Raw genomic sequence first — 25,079 nt, forward strand, 5'->3', positions numbered from 1 at the left:
ACAGCCGGACACACAGGGAATGCCGAAGCTAGCTGCAGCGGCGATGCACTGCAGGGAATTCCTCTACGCCATGCTGGCAGAGGAATTCCCGACAAATCCGTTTCGGCGCCTTAGAGTATTACCGATAGGAGTTTTTCCACTCCCGCAGGGCTGCGAAAGCCGGAACCGCTTCCCGTACTGCGAGCCGGCCACTGGTTGTCAGCCGGTCCAGAATTGCGGGCTCAGTGTAACGCAAAAACGGGTTGGTGGATTTTTCAAGACCAATGAAAGTGGGCACAGTGGGCTGATTTTGTTCACGTTTTTTCTCTTCGGCACCAATTCTTGCCAAAAGGTCACCGTTATCCGGGTCGACTTCCCGTGCGAATTTCAAATTGGAAAGTGTGTATTCGTGGGCGCAATACACGGCTGTTTCATTTGGCAATGCTGTCAGTTTGGCAAGTGATTTGGTCATCTGTTCAGGCGTTCCTTCAAACAGCCGGCCACAACCGCCTGCAAACAGGGTGTCACCGCAAAACAGCCATGCCCGCTCTGGCGCAACATAGGCGATGTGGTCCAGCGTATGCCCCGGCACTGCCAGGACATCCAGCTTCAGGCCGAGTTCGGGCAGAACTACCTGGTCGTTCTCCGATACCGGATGGCTGATGCCGGCAATGTTCGGATTGTGCGGCCCGTATACCGGCACCGGATAATGCGCCAGCAGTTCCGGCACGCCGCCCACATGGTCGGCATGGTGATGGGTGAGTAAAATGGCGGTCAGCGCCAGACTATGGTCCTGCAAGGTCTTCAAAACCGGGGCGGCATCGCCGGGATCGACCACGGCGGCATGAACGCCGTCATGGATGAGCCACAGATAGTTGTCGGAAAATGCAGGAACGGCCAATACACTGAGAGGTCTGGGGAGCGACATACGCATGAACAGTTCGGTTAGCGAAAAACCAATTATAGCGCTCGCATCCTGGCTCACCAGCCCGGCGGGGCTCTATGTGCGGACATGGGAAGAGGCACAACTGGCGGCGCTGACTACCAATATCTTCGGATTCAATGCCGTGCAGATCGGGGTGCCCGAAATCGACGGGCTGGCGGCAAGCCGCATGCCGCACCGCTGGATTGCCGACACCGACATACCGCGCTCTTGCGGCCTGCAGGCGGTCGTGATGCATGATTTCGCCGAGTTGCCCTTCGCCACCCAGAGCCTGGACCTGGTGGTTTTGCCGCATGTCCTGGAATTTGCGCACGAACCGCACCAGATCCTGCGCGAGGTCGACCGTGTGCTGATCCCGGAAGGACAGGTGATCGTCACCGGCTTCAATCCCGCCAGCCTGTGGGGTGCGCGCCAGGCCGCCACCCGCCTGACGAAACGGCCCTTCCTGCCCCAGAGCGGGGAGCTGATCGGGGTGCCGCGCATCAAGGACTGGCTGAAGCTGCTCGACATGGAAGTCTACCCGGGCCACTTCGGCTGCTACGCGCCGCCCTGCAATACCGAACGCTGGCTGCAGCGCTTCGATTTCATGGAGCGGGCCGGCGCGCGCTGGTGGCCATTTCTGGGCGGTGTCTATATAGTGCAGGCCATCAAGCGGGTCAAGGGCATGCGGCTGATCGGCCCTGCCTGGAACAAGAAGAAAGCCAGCTCCCGCCAGCGGGTGCCGGTGGCCAACAAGCATATCAATCACAAGAATGAGTATGGACAAGGTTGAAATTTTTACCGACGGCGCCTGCAAGGGCAATCCCGGCCCCGGCGGCTGGGGCGCCTGGCTGAAAACCGGCGAGCATGAGAAGGAAATCTGCGGCGGCGAGCGCAACACCACGAATAACCGCATGGAACTGATGGCGGTCATCGAGGCACTCGGCACGCTTACCCGTCCCTGCAATGTCGTGCTGCATACCGACAGCCAGTATGTGCAGAAGGGCATCAGCGAATGGATACACGGCTGGAAGAAACGCGGCTGGAAGACGGCATCGAAGGAGCCGGTCAAGAATGCCGACCTGTGGCAGGCGCTGGATGCGGCGCAGGCGCGGCACCAGGTGGAATGGCGCTGGGTCCGCGGCCACTCGGGCCATGTGGGCAATGAACGCGCCGACCAGCTGGCCAACCGGGGTTGCGCTTCTGTCATGTGAATCCCGGCCGCGTGCCGGTAAAATCGCTTCCCGTTCAACCAGCAATCAATTCACCAACCCATGCGCCAGATCGTCCTTGACACTGAAACCACCGGCCTGAATCCGCGTTCCGGCGACCGCATCATCGAAATCGGCTGCGTCGAGATGATCAACCGGCGCCTCACGGGCAACAACCTGCATTTCTATATCAATCCCGAGCGGGATTCGGAAGAAGGCGCGCTCGCCGTCCATGGCCTGACCACCGAATTTCTGAGCGACAAGCCGAAGTTCGTCGAAGTCTCCGCAGAACTGCTCGATTACCTGAATGGCGCGGAAATCATCATCCACAATGCGCCGTTCGATATCGGTTTTCTGGATGCGGAGTTCGCTCGGCTCGGCGTAGCGCCCTTCAATGAGCATGTGGCGGAAGTCATCGACACCCTGGTACAGGCCAAGAGCATGTATCCGGGCAAGCGCAATTCACTCGATGCGCTGTGCGACCGTTATGGCATTTCCAATTCCCATCGGGTACTGCACGGCGCGCTGCTCGATGCGGAACTGCTGGCGGAAGTGTATCTGGCGATGACGCGCGGTCAGAACAGCCTGACCATCGACCTGGAAGTCGAGGAAAACGCGGGGCAGGGCGATGCCGGACCGATCGCCGGCGCATTGGCCGAAGTGCTGGTGATGCACGCTTCGGAAGAGGAAGTCGCGGCCCATGAACTGGTCATGAACAGCCTGGACAAGGAAGTGCGCGGCAGCTGTATCTGGCGGACTTTGACGGCGAATTGATTTCGTCAGCGTATCTGTGCGATAATTCGCGCCGACCCGGGAGGTTAGCTCAGGGGTAGAGCGATCGCCTCACACGCGATAGGTCGCTGGTTCGAAACCAGCACTTCCCACCAGAATATAAAAAGCCGGCTTTCTGCCGGCTTTTGCATTTCAGCGACGTTCGCCGTTCCGGCGCTGCTGCTGTATCCGCACAGGGATCAATTGCCGCGACATCCGCAGCGTGCGATCAGCCTGGCTCAGCGCGATGGTCGTCTTGCCGCGCAGTTCCCGGTCGAAACCAAGAATCTGGTGATTGCGGCTGCCGATGAGCCAGCCAGCTGCCTGCTGCAGTTTGCCGGCGCAGATCATCGCGATGCCGGTGAAAAGAGTGCTGTTCATGAATGCTCCGATAAAAGAACCAGTCAGGCTGGTAAAGAAGGACATTTCTAACCGGCGGTGCATTTGCCGGCCAGTTACGGCCTGATACTCAAAACTCCGTCTGTTGCCTTTCCACGAAACTGATCAGCAGATCGGCATCGAGCGGCTTGACCAGATGATAGTCGAAGCCAGCCTCGCGTGCCCGGCGCTTGTCGCTGGCCAGCCCGTAGCTGGTGGCGGCGGCCAGGATCAGCTTGCGCGAACCAGCCGCCTTGCGCAGTTCGGGCGCCAGCGCATAGCCGTCCATGCCGGGCAGACCGATGTCGGACAGGATCAGGTGAGGCTCGAAATCCTGCGCAATTTCCAGGCCGGACTCCGCATCTTCCGCGGTGCGCACGTCGTAATCGAGCAGGCTCAGCAGGGAACCCATTGCATCAATCGCATCGTGGTTATCGTCAATCAGCAGGATGCGGAACGCATGGTTATTCACCACGCCGATGGCCCGGCCCGGCGCCGGTGTGTTCTGCACTGCCTGTTGTTGCCACGTTGCTTGAACATAATTAACTGCTTCGAGTTGGCGCTGCTCCATCATTGCATTCCTGTTCTGGCTTGCTGCAGCCGCTGGGCAACCCTTCCCAAACTGGCAAGCTGCTCTTACGCCGTCATTTAATGCATGAAGAAATAAACCAGCACAAGCACGATGGCCGGTACGCCAAGCAGCCATGCCAAAAAGTATTTGCCCATCACGTCCTCCGATGTCTAAATCAACGATTGATCGGTTTGCATGCATTCATTGAGCGCAGCCTATCAGTCGACAGTTAGCCGATGAATCGGACATCGACCCAAAGCGATGTAGGAATAGCGGAAAACTGTGCCACCATTGCATGTCCGCAAAGCAGGCGAAGGGGCGGCGCAGGCAAGATGGTCGTCATGTTTTCCAAGAAGAAGGCGCACATGGCAGACCAGGCACAGCAAGGCACATTGTTCGATGAACAAGCGAAACCGACACCGTTTGCCGGAATCATGGTGGGCTGTGCCGGCTGGAGTCTCTCCTCCGCGGTGCAGCCGCGCTTTCCGGGGGCAGGCAGTCACCTTGAGCGCTATGCCCAGGTGCTTCCCGCGGTGGAAATCAATTCCTCCTTTTACCGGCCGCACAAGCCGTCCACTTATGCCCGCTGGCGCGACAGCGTTCCGCCCGGATTCAGGTTCTCGCTGAAGTTACCCAGGGAAATTACCCATGAACGCCGGCTGCGCGACATCGCCGAGCCGGTGACCGTATTCCTGGATACTGCCAGCCAGCTTGCCGACCGGTTCGGTTGCCTGCTGGTACAGATGCCGCCCAGCCTGGCTTTCGACCAGGAAACCGCGACCGCTCTGTTTGGCCGTCTGCGTGAGCGCCTGGGGGCCGGCATTGCCTGCGAGCCCCGCCATCAAAGCTGGTTTGGCGACGAAGCCACGGAATTGCTGGCAAGGTTTCAGGTGGGGAGGGTGCTGGCGGACCCGCAGGTGGCGGTGGACCCCAAGCCGGCGTTATACCAGGAGCTGGTCTATGTGAGGCTGCACGGCTCCCCGGTCATCTACCACTCGGATTACCCCGAAGACTGCCTGCGCCGCAACGCGGCTTGGCTGGCGCGTCAGCAGCGGCAGGGGCGGGAAGTGTGGTGCATTTTCGATAACACCGCCAGCGGCGCCGCCGTGCCGAATGCGTTGACGACGCTGGCGCTGACAGATGCCTATCGCGCTGATCAGCGCGGCGGCGCCGGCGCGGGGCCGGGAGGCGGCGGAGGCGGGCTCGGGTAGGCGGAACCAGCGCTGGAGGGCGCGGCGTAGCTGCTTGGCGGCGCATACGATGGCGTCATGCGCTGCTCGCTGGCATAACCCCCGGCTGACGGCACCCGGTGTCCCTGGGCATACATGCACTGCATATAGGCATAGTCGTAGCGACGCTGCTGGCCGTAGCCGGAAGCCTGGGCGGTGCCGGTGCCGGCCAGTCCGCCGAAGGCCAGGCCGGTGCCTGCGCCTACCGCCGCGCCGCGGCCGCCGTTGAGCGCCGCGCCGGCCGCCGCGCCGAGCACGGTGCCCAGGGCGGCGCTGCGCACGCCGCTATCGCCCATCGCCGTTTCCGGCGTGGCGCCGCCCAGTTGCGACTGGGCATATTGACGGCACTGGAAGTCGTCGGCGCGGAACTGGTCGAAGTTCTTGCCGCTGCCCGGCAGCACCATCACGTTTGGTCCGCTGGGCATGGTGGTGCAGGCGGCAAGCGTTGCGATGCCGAGGAAGGGAAGGGTTCTTTTCAGGAGTGACATGGACATGCGCTCATCGGGTTGAAGGTTGTGCGGGCACTTGCTGCCAGGGCGTGGGACATTGCGGCACCTGCGGATAATAGCCTTGGGGATCGCGGCAGTAATACCAGTAGCCGGCGGGTGGCGGGGGCGGCGTATCCTGCTGCAGGTAATAGGTTGGCGCTGCGGGCGTGACCACGACAGGTGCCGGGTAATAATAACGGGGCGGGTAATAATAGGCGGGCGGGTAGTAGTAAGGGGCTGCCAGCGGCGCCCCGAAGTACAGTCCGAGGCTGGCATGGCCACCACGATGCCCATGTCCACCGTGCGCCAGTGTCGTGCCGGCAGCGCCCAGCCCGGCAAGCAGCAGCGTCGCGGTCAGAATGAATCTTGCGGGTTTCACGACGATCTCCAGAAATGCAATAGTAAAAGTGTAAATCTGTTTGAACCTTGCTGCCTGTTTGTTACGTCCGGATACAAACCGGACGGCGGCGACAAGTATGCATCAAGGCATGCCCGGACCGGCAGGCTCGCGGCAGCGCCAGCAAGGCAAGACCGCCACTATTGCGGCACCGTTGGCGCATGCTGGCAAACCTTGTTTGAGTGACGGTTCGCCCCGGACCGGTGCGAGCCAGTGAAGACGAATCTGCTTTAAAATCCCCGCCTTCCTCATTCTCCCGGACATGGTCATGGCATCTGCTTGCGGCGTCGATTTCGGCACTTCCAATTCCACGCTGGGCTGGCAGCGGCCGGGTGCGCCGGCGCTGCTGGCGCTGGAGGATGGCAAGCCGACCCTGCCGTCCGTTGTGTTTTTCAATGCCGAGGAAGAGCGCGCCAGCTTTGGCCGCGCCGGCCTGGCCGAATACCTTGCCGGTTACGAGGGGCGCCTGATGCGCTCGCTGAAAAGCCTGCTCGGCACGCCGCTGATCGATGGCCAGACCGAGGTGCTGGGGCGGGCGCTGCCATTTCGCAGCCTGCTGACCCAGTTCATCGGCGAGTTGCGGCGCCGCGGCGAGGCAGCGGCTGGCTGCCAGTTCGAGCACGCGGTATTCGGCCGCCCGGTGCATTTCATCGATGACGATCCCCAGGCGGATCGCCTGGCCGAAGATACTCTGCGCGAGATCGCGCTGGCGGTGGGCTTCCGCGACGTGGCGTTCCAGTACGAGCCGATTGCCGCCGCTTTCGATTACGAGGCGCGCATTGCCCGGGAAGAACTGGTCCTGGTCGCCGACATCGGCGGCGGCACCTCGGATTTTTCGCTGGTACGGCTATCGCCGCAACGCGCGCAGATGACGGATCGCCGTGCGGACATCCTGGCCAACGGCGGCGTGCATATCGGCGGCACCGACTTCGACAAATACCTGAGCCTGGCGGCCGTGATGCCGCTGCTCGGCCTGGGCAGCCGTCTGAAGGGCGGCAGCGAGGTGCCATCCAGTTACTACTTCAACCTGGCCACCTGGCACACCATCAATTTCGCCTATACGCAGAAAGCGGTGCTGCAGTTGAAGGACCTGTACCGGGATGCCTGCGATACCGTGGCCCTGGATCGCCTGCGCAACCTGATCGAGGAGCGCGCCGGCCACTGGCTGGCATTGAAAGTCGAGGAAGGCAAGATCGCGCTCTCGGCCCGGCCGGAAACCACACTGGCGCTGGACCGCCTGGCGCCGCCGGTCGATCTGGCGTTGAACCGCGCGGGTTTCGAGCGGGCCGTGCTGCATCTGGTCGATACCGTGGAGCGCACCGTCCAGGCATTGCTGCGTGACGCCGGCGTGGCGCCCGATGCGGTGGACACGGTGTTCTTCACCGGCGGGGCCAGCGGCGTGCAATTGCTGCGCGAGCGCATTGCCGCGCAGGTGCCGCAGGCGCAGCGGGTGGAAGGCGACCTGTTCGGCAGTATCGGCACCGGGCTGGCGCTGGACGCGGCACGGCGCTTCGCATAAGCAGTGCGCCGGGCAATGCACTTCACGGCAGGGGCGGGCTCCACTGGCTGATGGAGGGTTCGGTAAGTGCCGGCAGGCTGCCGCCCAGCAGGGTCAGCGGCTGGTAGTTGAGCGCATACAGGGTACGCGCATAGTCGACGGCAATCGCCGCCGCATTGAAATTAAAGGTCGTGCAGACCGGGTCCGTGCCCTGCTGCTGTGATGCATAGATGTCCAGCCTGTGCAGGCCGCCGTCGTCGCGGGAGAGCACGTAGATGTAGCCGCCGAATTCGACGGCGATATCTAGGTAGATTGCACCCGCGGTGGCTTTCAGGCGCAGGAACCAGGGCTCGGCCTGGCCCTTGAAGTAAGGCACCGGATTGCCGCCAAGATCGAAAGCCTGGATGCGGTTGTTGGTATCGCTGGCTTCCAGCACCAGGATGATGCCGTCGCCGGAGACCACGGCCGCCACGGGCTTGTTCATCAGGCCGGGCCGCGATCCCAACCCGGAATGCACGCGCGCCCGGTGATGGACGGCTGCCGTGGCTTCGTCCACCGCTGCGGAAGGCAGGCGCAGCGTTTCCAGAATATGGTGTTCCTGGTTGATGCTGACGACGTGTCCTGCCGGGTGCAGCAGCAGCGCCGCCGGCGCCGCATTGAGCTGGCCGAAGGCAAGCCTGGTACCGGCGAAGGAGGGAGACGAGCCCAGTTGGACCGGTCGCAGGTAGAGCTGGCCAGGGTCCAGGTAGAGATTGAGGTTGTCGTCAGACAGCAGGCTGTAGCTCAGTTGGGCGCCGCTCTGGAGGCCGCACGGGCTGCTGGCATAACCCTGCTGCGCACTGGCGCTATCCGTGTTGAGATTGGCAAGGTAGTCGTATTGCCCCTGGTCGGTGCCGCAGCCCGGCACGCCGCTGCTGAATGCCTGCCAGGCGTAACCGACATAGCCTTCGTTGCGGACCGTCATTTCCCGCACCGTGATATTGCGCAGGGCGCCCAGGCCAGGCTGCTGGTCGCCGGGCGGAGGCAGGTAGGGCGGGGCATTGCCGTCGTTCTGCCAGCGATGCGTGCCGTCGGCGGCCAGCACGGTGCGCCTTCGATGGAGATAGGTTGTGCCGGCATTGATCGGAATCTTGTTGTTGGTCAGGGTCAGAACCGGCGCAAGGCTGGCATCGTTTGGCTGCAGCCCGCTGCTGGCCTGCGCGGCGCACCAGTCGCTCTGGCCAACGGGCGTTGACGCATTGCGTACGTAGATCGCGATCGCCACATTCACCTTGCCGCCGAGCGGGATGCCATCCAGGGGAATGGCCAGCGATGTAGCGCCCTTTCCGATGGACGGCAGGTCCACCGCAGTGAGCACATGCGATGGGCCGCTGTCGAATTGATAGCTGAGCTTGTAATAGAAGGTCTGGTTGTCTTCCTTCGTCGGAAACGCTTTCGATGTTGCATCTGGCAAGAGCGTCACCGTGACATTACGGGTCAGCACCATGCTGAAGCTATAAACAGGCGGGGAAACCGCAATTTCAGCCGTGGTTTCCACAATTTCCAGAAAATCCAGCGCATCCGCAACGGCGCGCGCAATCATGCCGACAACGGGTATGGAGTCAGCAACTTCCTGTGCCGATGCGGCAGGCGCCACTTTTTCAATCAATTTATCAATGAGCTCGTTCACTCCTTTGGTACAAATCATCAGTGCGAGCTCTGTCACGATTGCCTGGATGATCTCGCCGGGGCTGGCGTTGTTGAGGTCCACGCCTGTGATCAGGTCGATGAGGACGATGACCAGCCCTTCCGCCACCAGCTCCGCGATCTCCGAAATGAGAGCCCCTGTCGGCGTGGCGCCGAGTCCCATGAACAGTGTGACCAGCACGTAATTGACCAGTACCGTCATCACCACCCCGGGCCTGACCAGCTCCGCAAGGTCGGCGTCGCTGACGATGCCAGCCTTCAAGCCGGACAGGCCAAGTCCACCATAAAGGACTTCTGTGGAGGCCGCGCTGGAGGGAATCCGGATGGTGGGCGCGAAACTTCCCGGGTCGATGGGAATGCCCGCCAGCACACTCACCGGAGGCATCATGCCGGCAAACATGGCATATGGCCTGTCCATGGGAGACGGCCCGGTTCTTCCCTGCAGGGTGTCGGGCGGCAAGTCGGCGATCGGGATCAGCTTGTTGCCGTCTCCGCTCCGGAACTGGAGCCATACGCCCAGCCAGCGAAGGTACCAGTTGTTGACGTTGTCCAGCGTGACCTTCACCGTGCCGCCTTCATTGGTGACCGTAGGCTGACCCACGGCCAGCCCTGTTTCTGTGGCGATGCTGTTGATCGTCAGCGCTGGCGCCGCTTCACTTGCGGTGACCGGACGACGTTCGCGATAAGCCTCGCCCTCATGCCAGCTCCATAGCTTTCCCTTGATTTTTTCCGGCTGCAAGGGCTGGCCCTTCGTCACGGAAGTCACATCCATGCCCAGCGCCGCATCATTGGCCACCAGCGGCTTGATGGCGCGCAGCGCATAGGCCACGTCCATATCCACCTGGCTGTTCCAATCGGGGCGATACAGATTGAGCCTGCCGTCGCCTTTCTTGAAAGGCGCTGGCGGCTGCACGCGGTTGTTCATCATGGGCACCAGGGTGGCCCAACCGTTCTGGTTGGCCTGGCCCGCCGCCTGCTGCACCGTTGCCGGGCCCAGGTCGGCTAGCCGGTAAGCCAGCCTGACCGCATCCGGGCTGGGCGCGATATAACTGCCATGTACATGCGCCGCGGTATCCGGATCGAGGCTGGCCAGTTCGGCATGCATGCCGATCAGGGTCTGGGCGTGATCGCTTACATCGACCAGCATGCTTTCTTCCATCAGCTCGCGCGCGCTGCTGGCTGCAGGCAAGCCATAACGCATCCGCTTGGCCGAGTGGGGGAAGGCGCCGGTAGCGCCAGCCGATATCGTCGCATAGGCGCGCTGGTGCGCCTGGGTCGGCAGCACGAGATGGATCATGTTCATCTGCCAGGTACCTTTATCCGGGTCTTCCATCGAGGTGAGATAGGCCAGCATCACCGCGTCGGCCGGCAGGGACATGGACTCGACATGGTGGGTGATCTGCCTGGCCACATTGGCGTCATTCAGGAAGGCATTGGTCTGGCTGGCGCGCGCCAGCACATGCGGCGCATCGGCAACCGGCGTTAGCGGAAAACGCTTGCCTGCGATATGCAGCACGTGGGTGTCGGGCGCGGAGCCCAGATGCGACAGGTTGAAGAAGAGGGTGCGCTCTTCCATGGTCCTGGCGCTGTCGGACGATCCGCCGCAGCCGGTCAGGGCAGGCGGCAAGCCGAGCGCCATGCCTGCGACGCCTGCGCGTGTCAGGAACTGGCGGCGGGTGAGGCGGCTGTTGTTGAGGAGCCGGGAAAGGAATGCGTATTTTTCTGTAGTCATCGGATGTCCTCTTTGCCGGAAAAGGGCGGATTACCAGCTCGCGCGGGCGCGGTCCGGATGCCCATTGCAAAAGTTGGCGGGCGCGGCGGCGAGCGCGTAAGTGGCTGCTCCGGCATACCAGGCAGCGGGATCGCTCTGTGCGGCGCGTGACTTCCAGCGCGGGTTGCTGCCATCGGCCTGCGCCGGGCCGCAACCCGGCTCGCCGTTCGCACCCGCGGCGGCGCCGTCGGGACAGATGATCGTTCGGGATAAAGGCGCCGGCGCCGGAAGATAAGCCAGCACGACGCAGACATCGCTTGCGGTGGGCGGCGCGCAGCCCTGTGGCGGGCAGGTGAAACTGTTGTGCAGGGCGGCGGCAAGGTTCAGATAGAGCAGATTGCCCTGGGCGTTGAAGTCCAGATAGGCATTGCTCAGGTCCGCATACTCCAGCAAGGCGGCGCCAGCCAGGTCGGTGCCTTCGAGGCGGGCATTGGCAAAGCGGGTCCGGACGCCGTCGCTGTTGGCGTCGATCGATGCGCCGGCGAAGGTGGCTGCGGTCAGGACCGCACTGTCAAACAGGGCGCCGCGAATCTGTGCGCCGCTGAAGTCCGCGCCGTACAGATAGGCATTGGAAAAATTCGTGTCGGTCATTTGCGCCTTGTAGGCGCTGGCGCATTGCATGGTTGTTCCGCCATGGTTGGGTCCGGTTGTGGCGCACAGGCCGGGATAATCGCTATAGAAGTTCGCGCCGCTGAAATCGACGCCAGTCAGCAGGGAAAAGGACAGGTTCGCGTTTTTCAGATGGGCGCCTGCAAGGTTGGCGGCGACCCCGACGCTGCCCTTGCTCAGCGCTGCTCCGTACAGGTTGGCGCCGGAAAGATTTGCTCTGGCCAGATTGGCGCCATGCAGGACTGCCTGCTGCAGGTTGGCGCACTGCTTGCCGACGCATTGCAGGCTGGCCCGGTCAAGCTGCGTGCCGACCATGCTGGCGCCAGCCAGATTGATGCCGTCCAGCGTTGCGTTGCTGAGCCTGGCGTTGTCAAGAACCGCACCTGCAAGATTGGCGCATCGGCCGTTGCTGCATCCCAGGCTGGCGCCACGCAGGTCGGCACCGGCAAGATTGGCGCCGGCCATGCTGACACCGTCCAGCACAGCGTTGCCAAACACGGCCCGGTTCAGGTCTGCCTTGTCCAGGCTCAGCTTGCCGAGCTGGCTGGCGCATGCGCTCAGGTCGGTGCGCATGGTCTCGCTGATGGAGCCCAGGTCGAGCCGCGGCCAGTCGGCCACGAACTCGCAGTGCATCACCGTGCCGCGGAAGGCGGGCTTGCAGCTGCTGTCGTCGATTCTGAGCGGGCTTGGCCCGAAGATCGCCAATCCCCCGGCAAGATTGGTGCGGGAAAAATCCGCGCAACTGATGTCGGCGTAAGTGAAATAGGTACGGCCGCTGAATGTCATATTGCTGAAGCAGGCGCGGCTGAGATTGGCCTTGGTGAAATCGGTAGGCCGCAGGTCTTCCCGGTCGCTTGCCTGCACCCTGGCATTGCTGAAGTTCGCGCCTTCCAGATTGGCGCCGATGAATACGGTGCCCTTCAATGTGGCGCCGCTGAAGTTGGCGCCACGCAGGTCGCGGCGGCTGAAGTTTCGGTTGGAAAGGTCCTGGTTGCTGAAGTCAGGGCCGGAAAGGCCGGAAGGAAGGTTGGGGCAGGATGGCTGCGACTGTTGCTGTGCCTGGGGCGCCGCAGCGAGCAGGCGTGTTCCTGCTGCCGCGTCTAACAGCAGGTAACAAGCTGCCAGAAGCGCGATAAGGCAGGGTTTGAGAAAGCGGCGCGTCAAGCCCATTGCGCGATGGCAGAAAGCGTTACATTGCATCAGGTTCCCTCCTTGAAACGGGCTGTCGCGTAGGCTCCGCTGGATAGGCCACCCATGCCATCTGCACTGCGGCACTGGCTGTTCGCACTCCCATCTTCCCTGGGGTTGCTGATGCCGGCGCCGCCTTTTCCAGGCATGCCGGCCTGGTCGGCCTGGATTGTGCCTTGTCCGGGATCGGTCGAATTCCCAACCAGCGCTATCCCGATGGACGGCCCGGCGCTTCCTCCCGCCCCACCTGCGCCTGCTCCGCCGGCGCCACCTTTGCCGCCCATGCTGCCAAAGCCCGGCATCACGACGCCGTCGTAGAAAACGAATGGTGTGGAAACTTGGCGCCCCTCATATCGCAAGCCACCCATGCCGCCAAGGCCGCCATGGCCTCCGGAACCGCCCGCGCCGCCGTTGCCTCCGGGGCCGGGGATGATATTTGCGCCGTTGAAAAGATTACTGATGGTGGAATCAACAAGGATCAGCGCGATGGATGCGCCTCCCTGCTGGCCGCCGCCGCCGCCGGGGCCGCCGCATCCGCCTCCCCCGCCGCCGCCGGCAGGGAAGCCGTAATACATTTTGCCTGTGTCCCCGAATGGAAGGAAAACGCCATAACCGCCGCCACCGCCGCCGCCGCCGCCGCTGCCGCTGCCGCCATCGCCGCCTTTTCCAGCGATCGTGCCTGCCCATCGGCCGGCGGTGATGTTGCCCAGATCGGCCAGGTCCGGGCCTGTTGCGCCACCATCTTGGCTGCAATCGCCGATTCGACCGTTGGCGCCACTTTCGCCGTTGCCAGGCGTCGGGTTAGGTTGAACACGGCCGGCGCAGTTTCCGCCAAAGTTCCCATCCCGGCCGTTGACGCCGCCTGTTGCGGCGCCACTGTTCTGGCCGGGCAGGCTGCCTGCGGGCTGTGTCGATGGGATTGCCTGGCAAATACAGTCCGTGCCGCAATTGGACGCCGTAAATCTCACTGTCTCCCGACCTGCGCCGCCGTTGCCCCGGGTTGCATCGGGTCGGGAAGGGCATGCCTGGCCTGCGGCGCCGTAATCGGAAGGCGACCAGCCAGCGGGCGTGCCGCCGTCGCCGCCCGGGCCGCCAGCGAGCGTGCTTCCCTGTGCGCCGTCGCCACCGCGTCCAGCAAACAGCGTTACCGACTGCAGGATCAGCCCGTTGCTCGCGCGCGCGCGCATTGCCACGCTGGCTTCCCCGGGCGCTGTTTCATCCTTGCCCAGCACCAGCAATCCGCTGACGATGGTGCGGGAATTGATGCCGTTAGCGTCGATCGCCGGCATGCCCGCCGGTGGCGCCGCTTCGATGACGGTCCGGTAGTGATAGTCGGGTTCATCGCCAAACCGGCAGCTGCCATGCACGCTCACGGCGTCGCGCAGGAGGATGGTTTGCGTGGTCGGGTACAGGCCATGCCGGACCGCGACGGCGCAGCCTGCGACGTTGCAGCGTCCAATGGCGGCGGCGATGGTGGCGCAGGCCTTTTCGGCGCTGCCGCCGCAACTGTCGCTGTCGCTGCCGTCCGGAGAAACCAGGATGACTGCACTGGCGGTGCCTGCGTCGCCATAAGGGCAAAGCGCCGCCGGCGCGTCGGCTTGCCGGACTGTGCCCGGGGAATCAGTGCCGCTGCCGCAGCCGGCAAGCACGAGAAGCGCGAGAAGCGCAAGGCAGGAAAGCCGCCGCACGGCGGGGTTGGAAATAGGCATGGTCGAATCCTTTCCCATCTCCGTAACCCGAAAGCGCCAGTTGATGCATGGACCATGCAAGAAACTTGCGCTGCGCGGGGCAACTGGAGGCTAGGGGGAAATCGACCGCCTGTCCTTTAAGGGGATGAAGGAAGGATGCGTCGCGCGCCGGAAAGCGCGCGGCCCGATCAATAGCCGCCGGAGTCCTGCATGGCCTTGATGGCCAGTCCGATGACGGCAATTACCGGCAATGCGGCGATGACGACCCCGGCGACCGGAGCGCGCGGCCCGGACACCCGCTGCATTGCCAGGGAGGCAGCCAGCAGCGCGCCGGCCAGCAGCAGCACCATCAGCAGGCTGAAGCCGGCATAGATGTGCGCGTAGGCCAGCAGGGCGCCCAGTACGAGGGTTGCCAGGCCAATGCCCGCGGGGCCAAAGTGCATGCGGCCACGCCCTAGCAGCGCGCATACGAAGAGCGCCACGCCGAGCGCGCCGCAAAGCTGCCCCAGAAGCTGGCTGGCATCGATCATCAGCGCCAGGCCGGCGCCGCCGGCAACGATGGCCAGGATCAGCGCGGCGGCCTGTCCATGCGCCCTGGCGGCGCTCAGGCTGGTCCATGCGGCCGTGATCAGGACGGCGACGGCGACAATGACAAGAACGGTCTTGCCCATGCCGTTGCTGCCCAGCGCCGGCATGGCGGCGACGGCCGCCACCAGCAGCGCAAGCAGCACGCGCGGACCCAGCGCCTCGCTGCGGGTTGCGGCGATCGCGCCCAGCGCCAGGGCCAGTACCAGCGGCAGCCAGTCCAGGGCCTGATGCGGCGGAAAGGACCATTGCGCATGGAAGGTCGCAATGTAGGACGCCAGCAGGCCGGCCGCAACGGCGAGCGGCGCCGGCCAGACCCGATGACTGGCGGAAAACAGCAGCAGGATCGCGCCGCTGACGGCGGCGGGAATCAGCAGGCTTTGCAGAAGCAGGGGAAGCAGGAAAGAGGGATCGGGCATGGCGACGGCGCAATGGGAATGAAACGGAATGGACGGGCAAGAAATGCAGCCCGCTGCCTCCCGGGGAAACGGCGCAGCGGGCTGGATGCATTACTGCTTGATGGCTTCGATATTGATGCGCAGGTCCACTTCGTCGGTGGCTGCCTTCGGGATGCCGTAGGCGATGCCGAAGTCGCTGCGCTTGATGGTCGTGCTGGCGGTGTAGCCGACGCGGCTGTCGCCACGCGGGCCGGGGCCGGCGCCGATTTCCTTGAGATTGAAGGTGACCGGCTTGGTGACGCCATGCAGGGTCAGGTTGCCGGCGACCGTGCCTTCGCCGCTACTGTTCAGGGTGACTGCCGAGGACACGAAGCTCAGCGTGGGGAATTGCACCGCATTGAAGAAGTCCGGGCTCTTCAGGTGCTTGTCCAGTCCTTCGCTTCGGGTGTCGACGCTGTCGACCTTGACGTCGACACGGATCTTGCTCTTTTCCGGGGTGTCCACGACCAGGTCGCCGGACATGTCGTTGAAGCGGCCCATGAAGCGGCTGATGCCGCCGGCATGGCCAACTTCAAAGTAGGCGACCGAATGGACCGGGTCGATCTTGTAGTTGCCGGCCGGAGCGGCGGCGCCGGCTGCGCCGGCGGACAGCAGGGAAGCCAGGGCGATGGCGGACAGGGACAGGCTGGGTGCAAATTTCATGGATCGTGCTCTCTTGAGTGTGGGCCAGTTGGCGGAAACCGGATCGGCGGCGCGCTGCCATCCGGCTTACAATGCGCATCCGTTTTACTGCGCACGGATGAGGGCAGAGTGTAGGGAAGCAATGCCGACGCCATCCTGTCACGAATCTGACAATTTTGTAATCCAGCAATACCTGCATTCGCGGGATAATCCGCCAGATGAAGATCCTGATCGTCGAGGACGAAACCAAGACCGCCGACTACCTCCACAAGGGCCTGACCGAGCACAGCTGCGTGGTCGACGTGGCGCGCAACGGGCTGGACGGCCGCCACCTGGCGCTGGAAAACGACTATGACGCCATCGTGCTGGACGTGATGCTGCCGGGCGTGGACGGCTTCGGCGTGCTCGAAGCGCTGCGCCAGCGTCGCCAGACGCCGGTCATCATGCTGACAGCGCGCGACCGGGTGGAAGACCGGGTGCGCGGCCTGCAGGCCGGCGCCGACGATTACCTGGTCAAGCCGTTCTCCTTCCTGGAACTGCTGGCGCGGCTGCAGGCGCTGGTAAGGCGTGGCAAGCCGCAGGACGCGGCGCAATTGCAGATCGCCGACCTGCATGTGGACCTGATCGCCCGCAAGGCGTCGCGCGCCGGCACGCGGCTGGACCTGACGTCAAAGGAGTTCCTGCTGCTGACCACCCTGGGCCGGCGCCAGGGGCAGATCCTGTCGAAGACGGAGATCGCGGAACTGGTGTGGGACATGAATTTCGACAGCAACACCAATGTGGTGGAAGTGGCCATCAAGCGGCTGCGCACCAAGATCGACGGGCCGTTCGAGCGCAAGCTGCTGCACACGATACGCGGCATGGGCTATGTGCTGGAAGCGCGGCGCGACGGGGAGGCGGCATGATGCGCTCGATCGCGGTGCGCCTGGCGGTGACCTTCGCTCTGGTGGCGGCGGTGGTGTTCGCGCTGTCCGGCTTTGCGCTGTACCGGGCGCTGGCCACCACGCTGGAACGCCAGCAGGAAACCGACCTGCGCAGCAAGCTGGAAGTGGCGACGCGGCTGATCAGCCAGGTGCGCAGCGTCGAACGCTGGGACCAGCTGCGCAATACGCTGACCACCATCACCACCACCGACGGCAACACCCGGTTCTGGATCGCCTGCGAGAACACCGCGCTGAACTATGGCTTTTCCACGCCCGAAGGCGGCCATCCGGAATTCGGCACCTCGGTCAAGCTGGTGACGGTGAAGGACAGTCCCTATCCGCTCAAGACGCTGGGCGACACCCTGAAGCCCTTTCCCGACTACCCGGAAATCTATCTGGCGGTGGGCATCAGCACCGAGTCGCAGGCCAGGACGCTGCATGACTTCGCCATTGCGCTGACGGTGATTTCCCTGTGCGGCATTGCCTGCGTGGCGATGCTGGGCTACTGGGTATCCGGCTTCGGACTGCGTCCGCTGGCGCGCCTGTGCGCCGGCGCGGGGGCGTTGAACGCGCGCAACCTGTCGCAGCGGCTGGACGCGCCGGCGGTCAGCGAGCTGGCGCCGCTGACCGCTTCCTTCAACGGCGCGCTGGACCGGCTGGAAGCTGCCTATGCCCAGCTGGAAGGATTCAATGCCGACGTGGCGCATGAACTGCGCACGCCGATCGGCAACATCATCGGCGCCACCCAGGTGGCGCTGACGCGCGAGCGCAGCAAGGCCGAGCTGGAGGAAACCCTGCAGTCCAACCTGGAAGAGCTGGAGCGGCTGCGCGCCATCGTCAACGACATGCTGTTCCTGGCGCGCGCCGACCGCGGCGAAACCGCCAACGGCCTGGCCCAGGCGTCGCTGGCGGCTGAGGTCCACAAGACCATTGAATTCCTGGAGCCGCTGATGGAAGAGAAGTCGCTGGCGGTGGATACGCTGGGCGACGCGGTGGCGTCGGTCGACCGCGCGCTGTTCCGGCGTGCGATGAGCAATTTGCTGCACAACGCGATCCAGTACAGCCCGCCGGGCAGCCGGCTGCGGGTGGAAATGCGGGAAGAGGCGCGCGGCATCGAGGTAGCGGTGTCCAACCCCGGCGTTGAAATTCCGGGCGAGCACCTGAGCCGGCTGTTCGACCGTTTCTACCGGGCCGACCCGTCACGCGCCTACAGCCAGGACAATCACGGACTAGGGCTGGCGATCGTGAAAGCCATTGCCAAGATGCATGGCGGCACGGTGTTTGCGCGCAGCACGGGCGGCGTCAATACGATAGGGCTGACGCTGCACGGCGCGGGGTGAGGCCGCTGCCTGCGCCTTGCCGCATCAGCCGCGCAGCGGTCCCATGCGCAGTTCGCTCAGGTCCATGGCCGACAGCGGCGCCGGCTCGGCTGGCGCCTCCAGCCCGCCGAGGTCGGCGCGCAGGCGTTCTACCGCGTCGGCCATTCTTTCCACTTGTTTGACCAGATCCGCCGCGTCCATTTTTTCCGGTTCGAGGCGCAGGCAGCACATGAATTCGCCAGTGATGCTGTCGAGCGCGAAGGTGGTTCCCACGCTGCGGTCGAGAAACAGGTTGGCTTCCATCAGCAGCCTGAGCTGCGCCGCACAGTCGTCCGGCGCAGGCGCAATGCTGGAGTACAGGTGCAGCACGTCATTGGTGGCGTCGTACTCGAAGTCGATGATGATGGTGCTGTCGAGCTGCATGCGGGCCATGCCGCGGTCGTCCAGGGAGAATTCAGGGAGTTTCGCGAGGGCGCCGAATTCGCGGACGATATCATGGGCATGCATGCGGTTTCTCCTTGATTGAACATCGAGATGGCTTTTGACTTCGGCCGTGGGACGTGTCGGGCGCAGCCCGACAATATCTGGAAGTTAGTAAGGGGTAACCGTCCCGAGGTTCCACGCCCATGCTTGGGGCGGTGGTATGTCCATCTGGAGCACCTTGTCGGCTGACATTGCCGAGTTCAGAGCGATTTTTCGAAAACAATAATGGCAACTGTATCGATATAACCGGGCTTATGGCTCATGCCATAGGACACGAGCCGAGATCGGCATATGGCATGCGGCCGGCACCGGGTCTGAGACGGCGGGAGGCGAGGTCGAAGCCGGCGACGGAGAATCCCCGGCCAACAAGCGCCTATACCGCCATCGGCGCCGTCAGCGGCGCATGGTGGACATAGCCTTCGAGCGAGAAGTCGGACGGCTCGACCTGTTCCAGCCATTGCGGCTCGTAGCGGCCGGTTTGGGCGAAGTCGGGGATGCGGTCCGAAATGACCAGGCGCGGCAGCGGGTAAGGCTCGCGCTGCAACTGTTCCTTTAGCATGTCCACATGGTTTTCATAGATGTGGGCGTCGCCGATGAAGTAGCTGAACCAGCGCGGCTTGTAGCCTGTCAGGCGGCCGATCAGGTGCAGCAGCGCCGCGCCTTCGGCCAGGTTGAAGGGCGCGCCCAGGCCGATGTCGTTGCTGCGGATGTACAGGCACAGCGAAATCTCGCGGGTGGCGGCGTTCGGTATCAGCTGGTAAAGCAGGTGGCAGGCGGGCAGGGCGATGGCGTCGAGTTCGGCCGGGTTCCAGCCGTGGAACAGGATGCGGCGGCTGCCGGGATTCCTGATGATGGTGTCGAGGCAGTCGCGGATCTGGTCCACCGCCTTGTACAGCAGGATCTTGTCGCGGCCCTCGTCCTGCACGCCGGAGACGATGCGAAAGCCGCGCTTCTGGGCATCCTCGATCTGGGTGGCGGCGTCGGCGTCGAGCAGCTTGTAGGCGGGCCACTGGCGCCATTGCACGCCGTACACCGGGCCGAGGTCGTCCGGGCCCTCGCGGTAGGGGTTGGCCAGCCAGTCGGCGTTTTCATTGGCGTTCTGGTCCCAGACCTTGCAGCCCAGCGCGCGGAAGTCGGCCGCGCTGCGCGAGGCGCGCAGGAACCCGACCAGTTCTCCCACCACGGACTTGAAGGCCAGCTTCTTGGTGGTCACCGCCGGGAAACCCTCGGCCAGGTCGTAGCGCATCATGGCGCCCGGGATGCTGATGGTGCGAATGCCGGTGCGGTTGTCAGACCAGCTGCCGGTGTCGAGGATGGTGCGTACGAGGTCGAGGTAGGGTTTCATGGCGGCCGTATTTTACCGTAACGCAGCCGTGTGGTTCGATTGCCGTTGCCATGCGCCGGCGAGGTTTTTAAGGGCCGGATCGGTGTTCACGGCTAGAATGCCCGTCATCCCGTCATCATGCATTGCTATCACCGCCCATGATTTTTTCCAGCCTCAATCATGACCTGCGCGTGCCGCTGGCCGCTGAAGTCCATTCCCGTCCCTTCCTGCACCTGCATGGCGCCGAGGCGATTACCCACCTGGCGGTCTATGCCGGCAACGGCAAGCCGGCCGGCGCCGCCAACAGCGCGATCCAGCATGCCTTCCTGTCCAGCCTGTGCGCTCATTTCGGCGTGGCCGCGCCGGCGGCCGAGGCCAAGTTCTTCTTCCACGACTTCGGCCGCTTCCGCCTGAAGTGGGAATGCCACACCGAATTCGCCACCTATACCTTCGCCCAGCGCCATGACGCCGCGCCGGCCATCGAGGAAGCGTTCGACCGCATGCCGCTGCAGCATGCGCCGCAGCAGTGGCTGGCCAGCCTGCAGGGCAAGATCATGGTGGCGACCCATGTGGCGCTGGACGGCTCAGAGACGCCGCCGCAGGAATATGCGCGGCGCCTGCGCCGGGTGTTCGAAGGCAATCTGCTGGTGGGCAGCCGGGTACTGCATGACGCCGAGCTGTGGACCGATTTCCTGATCCAGGCCGACGGCTTCTCGCGCATGGTGGTGCGCGACGTCGGGCTGATGGAGCAGCAGGCCGGGCGCCTGGTGCAGCGGGTGCTGGAAATCGAAACCTACCGGATGATGTGCCTCCTGGGCCTGCCGCATGCGCATGCGGCCACGCCGGCGCTCAATGCGATCGAGGGCGAACTGGCCGAGCTGACCGCGGCCATGGTGGCAACCGACGACCGCCGGGACGGCGACAGCCATGACGACGAGCAGGAACTGCTGGGCAGGATCACCCGGCTGGCGGCGCGGCTGGAAAAGCTGGCGGTGGACGACAGCTACCGGTTTTCCGCGTCGCAGGCCTATTTCCGGCTGGTGCAGTCACGCATCGAGGAGTTGCGGGAAGAGCGGATGGAGGGCTTTCCCACGGTGGAGGAATTCATGGACCGGCGGTTGACGCCGGCGGTCAGCACCTGCGCCGCCATCGCCAGCCGGCAGGAAGCGCTGGCGCGCCGGATCGCCCAGACCAACGACCTGCTGCGCACCCGGGTCGGCATCGTGCAGGAGCGCCAGAACCGGCAGATCCTGCAATCGATGAACCGGCGCGCGGCCCAGCAGCTGAAGCTGCAGCAGGCGGTGGAAGGCCTGTCGGTGGCGGCGATATCCTACTATGTGATCGGCCTGCTGGGCTATGCCGGCAAGGCGGCCAAGGCGGCCGGCTGGCCGGTCAACCCAGACCTGCTGACCGGGCTGCTGGTGCCGGTGGTGGCGGCCGGCGTCTGGCTCGGGCTGCGCCGCATGCACCGGCGCATGCATGGCGGCTGACGGCAGGCGTCCGGTCTGTTGCTACAGCCACCTGCGCAAGATATCCCTGGCTGTTTTCGCGAAAAAGCAGGCATGCGTCGCGTTGCTGTGCTGTGCAAGAAAGTCGGCCAGGTCGTCATCGATGCGTACCAGTGCCTGCGGCTGCAGGATCGCCCTGGAGGCGAACCAGGCGGCGCGCACGGCCAGCATGCGCCGCACCTTGTGGCGCAGCGCATGGTTGTCGGCATAACGCTGCAGCAGGCCGGCCGCATCCTCATCCAGCATGATCAATTGATCGGCGAAGCGCTCGTCAGCCGCCTGGCTGGCGCTGCCGGCCAGGCGCAGCATCGCCAGTCCGGCATGGACCATGGCGGCGTCGAGAAAAAGGAGGTGGATTTTTTCGATCAGCCGGCTGGCCAGCCAGCCTGCGCCAAGCCACCGCTTGAACGGCGAGAACAGCGATGCCTGAAGGGACTTGTCTGTTTCCATGCTGTTCTCCCGGTGAAGTCGTTCCGATAATCGGATTCGTTACGAGAAAACAGCGCAGGTTCAGAACATGTGCGATCCAGGCGGGCGTCAGCCGGCGACGGCCGGCAATCTTGCCGCGGCCCGCGCCGGCAAACGCGCCTAGCCCAGATTGAATTGCAGCGCCGCCAGTCCGGCGTAGAGCCCGCCGCGGGCCACCAGTTCGGCATGGGTGCCGGTTTCCACCAGCCGGCCATGTTCCATCACCAGGATGCGGTCGGCGCGCTGCACGGTGGCGAGGCGATGGGCGATCACCAGGGTGGTGCGGTTCTGCATCGCCGTTTCCAGCGCGCCCTGCACCAGCCGTTCCGATTCGGCATCCAGCGCGCTGGTGGCTTCGTCCAGCAGCAGCAGCGGCGGATTCTTCAGCAGGGCGCGGGCGATCGCGATGCGCTGGCGCTGGCCGCCGGACAGCCGCACGCCGCGGTCGCCGAGAAAGGTGTGATAGCCCTCGGGCATGCGCTCGATGAATTCATGGGCGGCCGCCATCCTGGCCGCGGCGATCACGTCGGCGTCGCTGGCGCCGTCGCGGCCATAGCGGATGTTGTCCATCGCATTGGCCGAGAACACCACCGTGTCCTGCGGCACGATGCCGATCGCGCCGCGCAGCGCATGCAGGTCGAGCCGGCGGATGTCGACGCCGTTGAGCAGGATGCTGCCCTGCTGCGGATCGTAGAAGCGCAGCAGCAGCTGGAACAGCGTGGTCTTGCCGGCCCCGGACGGGCCGACGATGGCCACCGTCTCGCCCGGCGCGATGTCGACCGACAGCGCGGCGATGGACGGCGACTGCGGCCGGGAAGGATAGTGAAAGCCGACCTCGCGCAGCTGCAGCGCCGCGCCGCCGGCGCTGCAGCTGCCCGGCGCGACCGGCTGGTCCGGCGAACGGATCGGCGACTGCTCGGCCAGCAGTTCCAGCAGCCGCTCGGTGGCGCCGGCGGCGCGCTGCGCCTCGCCCAGCACTTCCGACAGCGCCGCGATCGCGCCGGCCACGATGGTGGCATAGAGGATGAACTGGCCGAGCTGGCCGGCGCTCATCGTGCCTTCGATCACCGCATGGGCGCCCAGCCACAGCACGAACACGATGGCGCCGAACACCAGCAGGATGGCCACCACGGTCAGCAGCGAGCGGGCGCGGATGCGCCGCAGCGCGGTCTGGAAGGCGTCTTCCACCGCCGCGCCGAAGCGTCGCGCTTCCTGCGCCTCATGGGTATAGGCCTGCACGATGCCGACCGCGTTGAGCATCTCGCCGGCCAGCGCCGAGGCGTCGGCGATCCGGTCCTGCGACTGGCGCGACAGCTTCCTGACGCGGCGGCCGAACAGCACGATGGGCAGCACCACCGCCAGGAGCGTGACCAGGATGATGGAGGAGAGCTTGACGCTGGTGATGAACAGCATGGTCATGCCGCCGGCGAACAGCAGCGCATTGCGCAGCGCCATCGAGATGCTGGTGCCGACCACCGCCTGGATCAGCGTGGTGTCGGCCGTCAGCCGCGACAGCACTTCGCCGGAACGGGTGGTTTCGAAGAACTGCGGGCTTTGCGTCACCACATGGGCATAGACCGCGCTGCGCAGGTCGGCGGTGACCCGCTCGCCCAGCCAGGACACCAGGTAGAAGCGGGCCGCGGTCGCCACCGCCAGCACGCAGGCCACGCCGAACAGCGCCAGGAAATAGAAGTTGATGTGGCGCGCGCCGGCGCCGGTGACATCCGACACGAAGCCGAGGTCGATCAGCTGGCGGAAGGCGACCGGTATCGCCAGGGTGGCGCCGGCGGCCACCAGCAGCGCGATGGCCGCCAGCAGGAAGCGCTTGCGGTACGGCGCCATGAAAGGCAGCAGTCCGGCCAGGGTGGCAAGGGTGGAGCGGCGCTGGGTGACGTCCTGCTTCATGTTGTTCTCATTGGTTGGCGTTCATAGTTTGAGGGCTTCCACGTAGCCGGTCAGTTCGAGGTAGCCGCGCCCGGCGCGCCGGCCGTCGCGCTCCACCGTCACTGCGCCTTCCCAGTAGACCGAACCGGTCGAGGCGCGCGAGTCGAGTTCCTGGTCGTCCTGCAGCGGCTTGAGCAGCCAGCGCGTGTCGCCGGTGCGGATCTCGATCTGTACCGGATAGCTTGCATTGGTGCGCGGCGAGCGCCAGCTGCGCTGCGGGCTGAAGCTGACCTGGTCGGGCGTGTAATGGGTGACGCGGCCGGCGGCGTCGCGCACGGTGGCATAGGCCCACAGCTTCCTGCCGTCCTTGCCGCGGATCTGGAAGGCCATCAGCGCCGAGCCGTCGTCGAGATTGACGCCGGTCCAGTCCCAGCCCTGGGCGTTGGGGTCGAGATAGCTGCTGGACCATTCCCGGTCCAGCCAGGCGCTGCCCGTCACCGCCACCGGCTTGCCGTGGCGGCTGACGCTGCCGCTGACCTTGAGCTGCGGCTCGCTGTAGTAGCGGCTGGCCTGTTCCGGCCGCGGGCCTTTTTTCGAGAAGCCGGCATCGCCCTGCGGCATCACTGGCTGGGTTGGCGTGAGCGTCAGGTCGAGCGCGAAGTCGGTCCCGTTGACGCGGGTGTGGTAGACGCCGTTGGCGTCGCGTTTGAAATTCCAGCGCTCCAGCGTGACATCGGCATCTCCGGTCTTTGCCCCGGCCAGGCCAAAGCCGGCGCGGGCTGCTTTCTGGTCATGCAGCAGGCGGCCCTCGGCCGGGTCGGACAGCGCGGCATGGGCGATGATCAGCTGGTCCGGCGCGAACTTGCTGGGATTGGCCCGGTCGTGCTCGGTGGCGGCGCGGAAGAAGGTGACCTGGAAGCCCAGCGGCTTGCCGTCCGGCGTGTTGAGCCAGCCGGTGGCGTACCACCATTCGGTGCGGTAGTCCGGATGGGCGCCATGGTCGCGCGGGAAGTTCAGCGGCACGCCGGGCTCGACCCTTGCAAAGACAGGCGGCGCGGCCGGCGCCTGTGCCTGCAGCAGGAGCAGCAGGCAGAAAAACAGGGCTTTCAGCATTGTTGGC

23 protein-coding genes and 1 tRNA gene are annotated in these 25,079 nt (G+C 64.6%); 9 read left to right on the plus strand and 15 right to left on the minus strand.

The features are described from left to right. Nucleotides 1–118: 118 nt before the first annotated feature. Nucleotides 119–913 (minus strand): hydroxyacylglutathione hydrolase, encoded by a 795-nt coding sequence (gene gloB, locus ABC383_RS19455; protein ID WP_413016144.1) that lies wholly within the window; start codon nucleotides 911–913, stop codon nucleotides 119–121. Between gloB and ABC383_RS19460 the strand changes: the two genes are divergently transcribed. The 4 genes from ABC383_RS19460 to ABC383_RS19475 all read left to right on the plus strand — a co-directional run bounded on the left by ABC383_RS19460 (nucleotide 912) and on the right by ABC383_RS19475 (nucleotide 2,999). Further along, nucleotides 912–1,694 carry a class I SAM-dependent methyltransferase gene (locus tag ABC383_RS19460; RefSeq protein WP_413016146.1) on the plus strand — a complete coding sequence of 261 codons (783 nt, stop codon included), beginning with the start codon at nucleotides 912–914 and terminating at the stop codon, nucleotides 1,692–1,694. The genes gloB and ABC383_RS19460 overlap by 2 nt on opposite strands. Beyond that, on the plus strand, nucleotides 1,681–2,115 hold the full coding sequence (gene rnhA / locus ABC383_RS19465; protein ID WP_413016147.1) for a ribonuclease HI: 435 nt from the start codon (nucleotides 1,681–1,683) through the stop codon (nucleotides 2,113–2,115). The genes ABC383_RS19460 and rnhA overlap by 14 nt, the downstream gene beginning before the upstream one ends. A 60-nt stretch (nucleotides 2,116–2,175) precedes the next feature. Further along, nucleotides 2,176–2,886 (plus strand): DNA polymerase III subunit epsilon, encoded by a 711-nt coding sequence (gene dnaQ, locus ABC383_RS19470; RefSeq protein WP_413016149.1) that lies wholly within the window; start codon nucleotides 2,176–2,178, stop codon nucleotides 2,884–2,886. Between the two features lie 38 nt (nucleotides 2,887–2,924). Beyond that, nucleotides 2,925–2,999: transfer RNA gene (locus tag ABC383_RS19475), tRNA-Val, on the plus strand. Nucleotides 3,000–3,036: 37 nt separating this feature from the next. On the opposite strand, the gene ABC383_RS19480 is transcribed toward ABC383_RS19475, so the two are convergent. Both ABC383_RS19480 and ABC383_RS19485 read right to left on the minus strand, forming a co-directional pair. Beyond that, nucleotides 3,037–3,309: a hypothetical protein gene (locus ABC383_RS19480; protein WP_413016151.1), complete on the minus strand. Its 273-nt coding sequence runs from the start codon at nucleotides 3,307–3,309 to the stop codon at nucleotides 3,037–3,039. 43 nt (nucleotides 3,310–3,352) lie between these two features. Then, nucleotides 3,353–3,772, minus strand: coding sequence for a response regulator (locus ABC383_RS19485; RefSeq protein WP_413016152.1), 420 nt, complete (start codon nucleotides 3,770–3,772; stop codon nucleotides 3,353–3,355). Between the two features lie 401 nt (nucleotides 3,773–4,173). On the opposite strand from ABC383_RS19485, the gene ABC383_RS19490 reads away from it, so the two are divergent. After that, entirely contained in the window at nucleotides 4,174–5,043 is an 870-nt protein-coding gene (locus ABC383_RS19490) for a DUF72 domain-containing protein (protein ID WP_413016154.1), read from the plus strand. Here ABC383_RS19490 and ABC383_RS19495 read toward each other — a convergent pair. Both ABC383_RS19495 and ABC383_RS19500 read right to left on the minus strand, forming a co-directional pair. After that, nucleotides 4,989–5,549 carry a glycine zipper family protein gene (locus ABC383_RS19495; RefSeq protein ID WP_413016156.1) on the minus strand — a complete coding sequence of 187 codons (561 nt, stop codon included), beginning with the start codon at nucleotides 5,547–5,549 and terminating at the stop codon, nucleotides 4,989–4,991. The two genes, ABC383_RS19490 and ABC383_RS19495, sit on opposite strands and share 55 nt — an antisense overlap. A 10-nt stretch (nucleotides 5,550–5,559) precedes the next feature. Beyond that, nucleotides 5,560–5,928, minus strand: coding sequence for a hypothetical protein (locus ABC383_RS19500; protein WP_413016158.1), 369 nt, complete (start codon nucleotides 5,926–5,928; stop codon nucleotides 5,560–5,562). A 286-nt stretch (nucleotides 5,929–6,214) separates the two neighbouring features. On the opposite strand from ABC383_RS19500, the gene ABC383_RS19505 reads away from it, so the two are divergent. Continuing rightward, on the plus strand, nucleotides 6,215–7,465 hold the full coding sequence (locus ABC383_RS19505; protein WP_413016160.1) for an Hsp70 family protein: 1,251 nt from the start codon (nucleotides 6,215–6,217) through the stop codon (nucleotides 7,463–7,465). Nucleotides 7,466–7,487: 22 nt separating this feature from the next. On the opposite strand, the gene ABC383_RS19510 is transcribed toward ABC383_RS19505, so the two are convergent. The 5 genes from ABC383_RS19510 to ABC383_RS19530 form a co-directional block, all read right to left on the minus strand. Continuing rightward, entirely contained in the window at nucleotides 7,488–10,862 is a 3,375-nt protein-coding gene (locus ABC383_RS19510; RefSeq protein WP_413016161.1) for a twin-arginine translocation signal domain-containing protein, read from the minus strand. Nucleotides 10,863–10,892: 30 nt separating this feature from the next. Further along, nucleotides 10,893–12,710, minus strand: coding sequence for a pentapeptide repeat-containing protein (locus tag ABC383_RS19515; RefSeq protein ID WP_413016163.1), 1,818 nt, complete (start codon nucleotides 12,708–12,710; stop codon nucleotides 10,893–10,895). Further along, a complete protein-coding gene (locus tag ABC383_RS19520; protein WP_413016165.1) occupies nucleotides 12,710–14,407 on the minus strand; it encodes a hypothetical protein in 1,698 nt (565 codons plus the stop codon). Before ABC383_RS19520 ends, ABC383_RS19515 begins: the two co-directional genes overlap by 1 nt. A gap of 167 nt (nucleotides 14,408–14,574) precedes the next feature. After that, nucleotides 14,575–15,390, minus strand: a complete 816-nt coding sequence (locus tag ABC383_RS19525) for a hypothetical protein (RefSeq protein WP_413016167.1) — start codon at nucleotides 15,388–15,390, stop codon at nucleotides 14,575–14,577. Nucleotides 15,391–15,480: 90 nt separating this feature from the next. After that, the gene (locus ABC383_RS19530) at nucleotides 15,481–16,071 is read right to left on the minus strand and encodes a YceI family protein (protein ID WP_413016168.1); all 591 of its coding nucleotides are present in this window, start codon (nucleotides 16,069–16,071) and stop codon (nucleotides 15,481–15,483) included. A 197-nt stretch (nucleotides 16,072–16,268) separates the two neighbouring features. Between ABC383_RS19530 and ABC383_RS19535 the strand changes: the two genes are divergently transcribed. After that, on the plus strand, nucleotides 16,269–16,955 hold the full coding sequence (locus ABC383_RS19535; protein ID WP_413016170.1) for a heavy metal response regulator transcription factor: 687 nt from the start codon (nucleotides 16,269–16,271) through the stop codon (nucleotides 16,953–16,955). Further along, nucleotides 16,952–18,313: a heavy metal sensor histidine kinase gene (locus ABC383_RS19540; RefSeq protein ID WP_413016172.1), complete on the plus strand. Its 1,362-nt coding sequence runs from the start codon at nucleotides 16,952–16,954 to the stop codon at nucleotides 18,311–18,313. Before ABC383_RS19535 ends, ABC383_RS19540 begins: the two co-directional genes overlap by 4 nt. Before the next feature lie 24 nt (nucleotides 18,314–18,337). On the opposite strand, the gene ABC383_RS19545 is transcribed toward ABC383_RS19540, so the two are convergent. Together ABC383_RS19545 and ABC383_RS19550 are read right to left on the minus strand one after the other, a co-directional pair. Further along, the gene (locus ABC383_RS19545; protein ID WP_413016173.1) at nucleotides 18,338–18,799 is read right to left on the minus strand and encodes a type III secretion system chaperone; all 462 of its coding nucleotides are present in this window, start codon (nucleotides 18,797–18,799) and stop codon (nucleotides 18,338–18,340) included. Nucleotides 18,800–19,148: 349 nt separating this feature from the next. Beyond that, nucleotides 19,149–20,120, minus strand: coding sequence for a thymidylate synthase (locus ABC383_RS19550; RefSeq protein ID WP_413016175.1), 972 nt, complete (start codon nucleotides 20,118–20,120; stop codon nucleotides 19,149–19,151). A 137-nt stretch (nucleotides 20,121–20,257) separates the two neighbouring features. Here ABC383_RS19550 and ABC383_RS19555 point away from each other — a divergent pair, with 137 nt between their 5' ends. Further along, the gene (locus ABC383_RS19555) at nucleotides 20,258–21,589 is read left to right on the plus strand and encodes a DUF3422 family protein (protein ID WP_413016176.1); all 1,332 of its coding nucleotides are present in this window, start codon (nucleotides 20,258–20,260) and stop codon (nucleotides 21,587–21,589) included. A gap of 21 nt (nucleotides 21,590–21,610) precedes the next feature. Here ABC383_RS19555 and ABC383_RS19560 read toward each other — a convergent pair whose 3' ends face one another. The 3 genes from ABC383_RS19560 to ABC383_RS19570 all read right to left on the minus strand — a co-directional run bounded on the left by ABC383_RS19560 (nucleotide 21,611) and on the right by ABC383_RS19570 (nucleotide 25,072). Beyond that, nucleotides 21,611–22,057, minus strand: a complete 447-nt coding sequence (locus ABC383_RS19560) for a hypothetical protein (RefSeq protein ID WP_413016177.1) — start codon at nucleotides 22,055–22,057, stop codon at nucleotides 21,611–21,613. A 138-nt stretch (nucleotides 22,058–22,195) separates the two neighbouring features. Then, on the minus strand, nucleotides 22,196–23,980 hold the full coding sequence (locus ABC383_RS19565) for an ABC transporter transmembrane domain-containing protein (RefSeq protein WP_413016179.1): 1,785 nt from the start codon (nucleotides 23,978–23,980) through the stop codon (nucleotides 22,196–22,198). Between the two features lie 21 nt (nucleotides 23,981–24,001). Then, nucleotides 24,002–25,072, minus strand: coding sequence for a lipocalin-like domain-containing protein (locus ABC383_RS19570; protein WP_413016435.1), 1,071 nt, complete (start codon nucleotides 25,070–25,072; stop codon nucleotides 24,002–24,004). Nucleotides 25,073–25,079 lie beyond the last annotated feature (7 nt).

Source organism: Noviherbaspirillum phoenicis (genome assembly GCF_047237965.1).
Classification (GTDB): Bacteria; Pseudomonadota; Gammaproteobacteria; order Burkholderiales; family Burkholderiaceae_D; genus Noviherbaspirillum_A.

Excerpts from the sequence above, each read along its gene's own strand:
- ABC383_RS19460 (WP_413016146.1), top strand. The coding sequence starts at position 912 with ATGAACAGTTCGGTTAGCGAAAAACCAATTATAGCGCTCGCATCCTGG.
- gloB (WP_413016144.1), bottom strand. The coding sequence starts at position 913 with ATGCGTATGTCGCTCCCCAGACCTCTCAGTGTATTGGCCGTTCCTGCA.
- rnhA (WP_413016147.1), top strand. The coding sequence starts at position 1,681 with ATGGACAAGGTTGAAATTTTTACCGACGGCGCCTGCAAGGGCAATCCC.
- dnaQ (WP_413016149.1), top strand. The coding sequence starts at position 2,176 with ATGCGCCAGATCGTCCTTGACACTGAAACCACCGGCCTGAATCCGCGT.
- ABC383_RS19480 (WP_413016151.1), bottom strand. The coding sequence starts at position 3,309 with ATGTCCTTCTTTACCAGCCTGACTGGTTCTTTTATCGGAGCATTCATG.
- ABC383_RS19490 (WP_413016154.1), top strand. The coding sequence starts at position 4,174 with ATGTTTTCCAAGAAGAAGGCGCACATGGCAGACCAGGCACAGCAAGGC.
- ABC383_RS19495 (WP_413016156.1), bottom strand. The coding sequence starts at position 5,549 with ATGTCACTCCTGAAAAGAACCCTTCCCTTCCTCGGCATCGCAACGCTT.
- ABC383_RS19505 (WP_413016160.1), top strand. The coding sequence starts at position 6,215 with ATGGCATCTGCTTGCGGCGTCGATTTCGGCACTTCCAATTCCACGCTG.
- ABC383_RS19510 (WP_413016161.1), bottom strand. The coding sequence starts at position 10,862 with ATGACTACAGAAAAATACGCATTCCTTTCCCGGCTCCTCAACAACAGC.
- ABC383_RS19515 (WP_413016163.1), bottom strand. The coding sequence starts at position 12,710 with ATGCAATGTAACGCTTTCTGCCATCGCGCAATGGGCTTGACGCGCCGC.
- ABC383_RS19520 (WP_413016165.1), bottom strand. The coding sequence starts at position 14,407 with ATGCCTATTTCCAACCCCGCCGTGCGGCGGCTTTCCTGCCTTGCGCTT.
- ABC383_RS19525 (WP_413016167.1), bottom strand. The coding sequence starts at position 15,390 with ATGCCCGATCCCTCTTTCCTGCTTCCCCTGCTTCTGCAAAGCCTGCTG.
- ABC383_RS19530 (WP_413016168.1), bottom strand. The coding sequence starts at position 16,071 with ATGAAATTTGCACCCAGCCTGTCCCTGTCCGCCATCGCCCTGGCTTCC.
- ABC383_RS19535 (WP_413016170.1), top strand. The coding sequence starts at position 16,269 with ATGAAGATCCTGATCGTCGAGGACGAAACCAAGACCGCCGACTACCTC.
- ABC383_RS19540 (WP_413016172.1), top strand. The coding sequence starts at position 16,952 with ATGATGCGCTCGATCGCGGTGCGCCTGGCGGTGACCTTCGCTCTGGTG.
- ABC383_RS19545 (WP_413016173.1), bottom strand. The coding sequence starts at position 18,799 with ATGCATGCCCATGATATCGTCCGCGAATTCGGCGCCCTCGCGAAACTC.
- ABC383_RS19550 (WP_413016175.1), bottom strand. The coding sequence starts at position 20,120 with ATGAAACCCTACCTCGACCTCGTACGCACCATCCTCGACACCGGCAGC.
- ABC383_RS19555 (WP_413016176.1), top strand. The coding sequence starts at position 20,258 with ATGATTTTTTCCAGCCTCAATCATGACCTGCGCGTGCCGCTGGCCGCT.
- ABC383_RS19560 (WP_413016177.1), bottom strand. The coding sequence starts at position 22,057 with ATGGAAACAGACAAGTCCCTTCAGGCATCGCTGTTCTCGCCGTTCAAG.
- ABC383_RS19565 (WP_413016179.1), bottom strand. The coding sequence starts at position 23,980 with ATGAAGCAGGACGTCACCCAGCGCCGCTCCACCCTTGCCACCCTGGCC.
- ABC383_RS19570 (WP_413016435.1), bottom strand. The coding sequence starts at position 25,072 with ATGCTGAAAGCCCTGTTTTTCTGCCTGCTGCTCCTGCTGCAGGCACAG.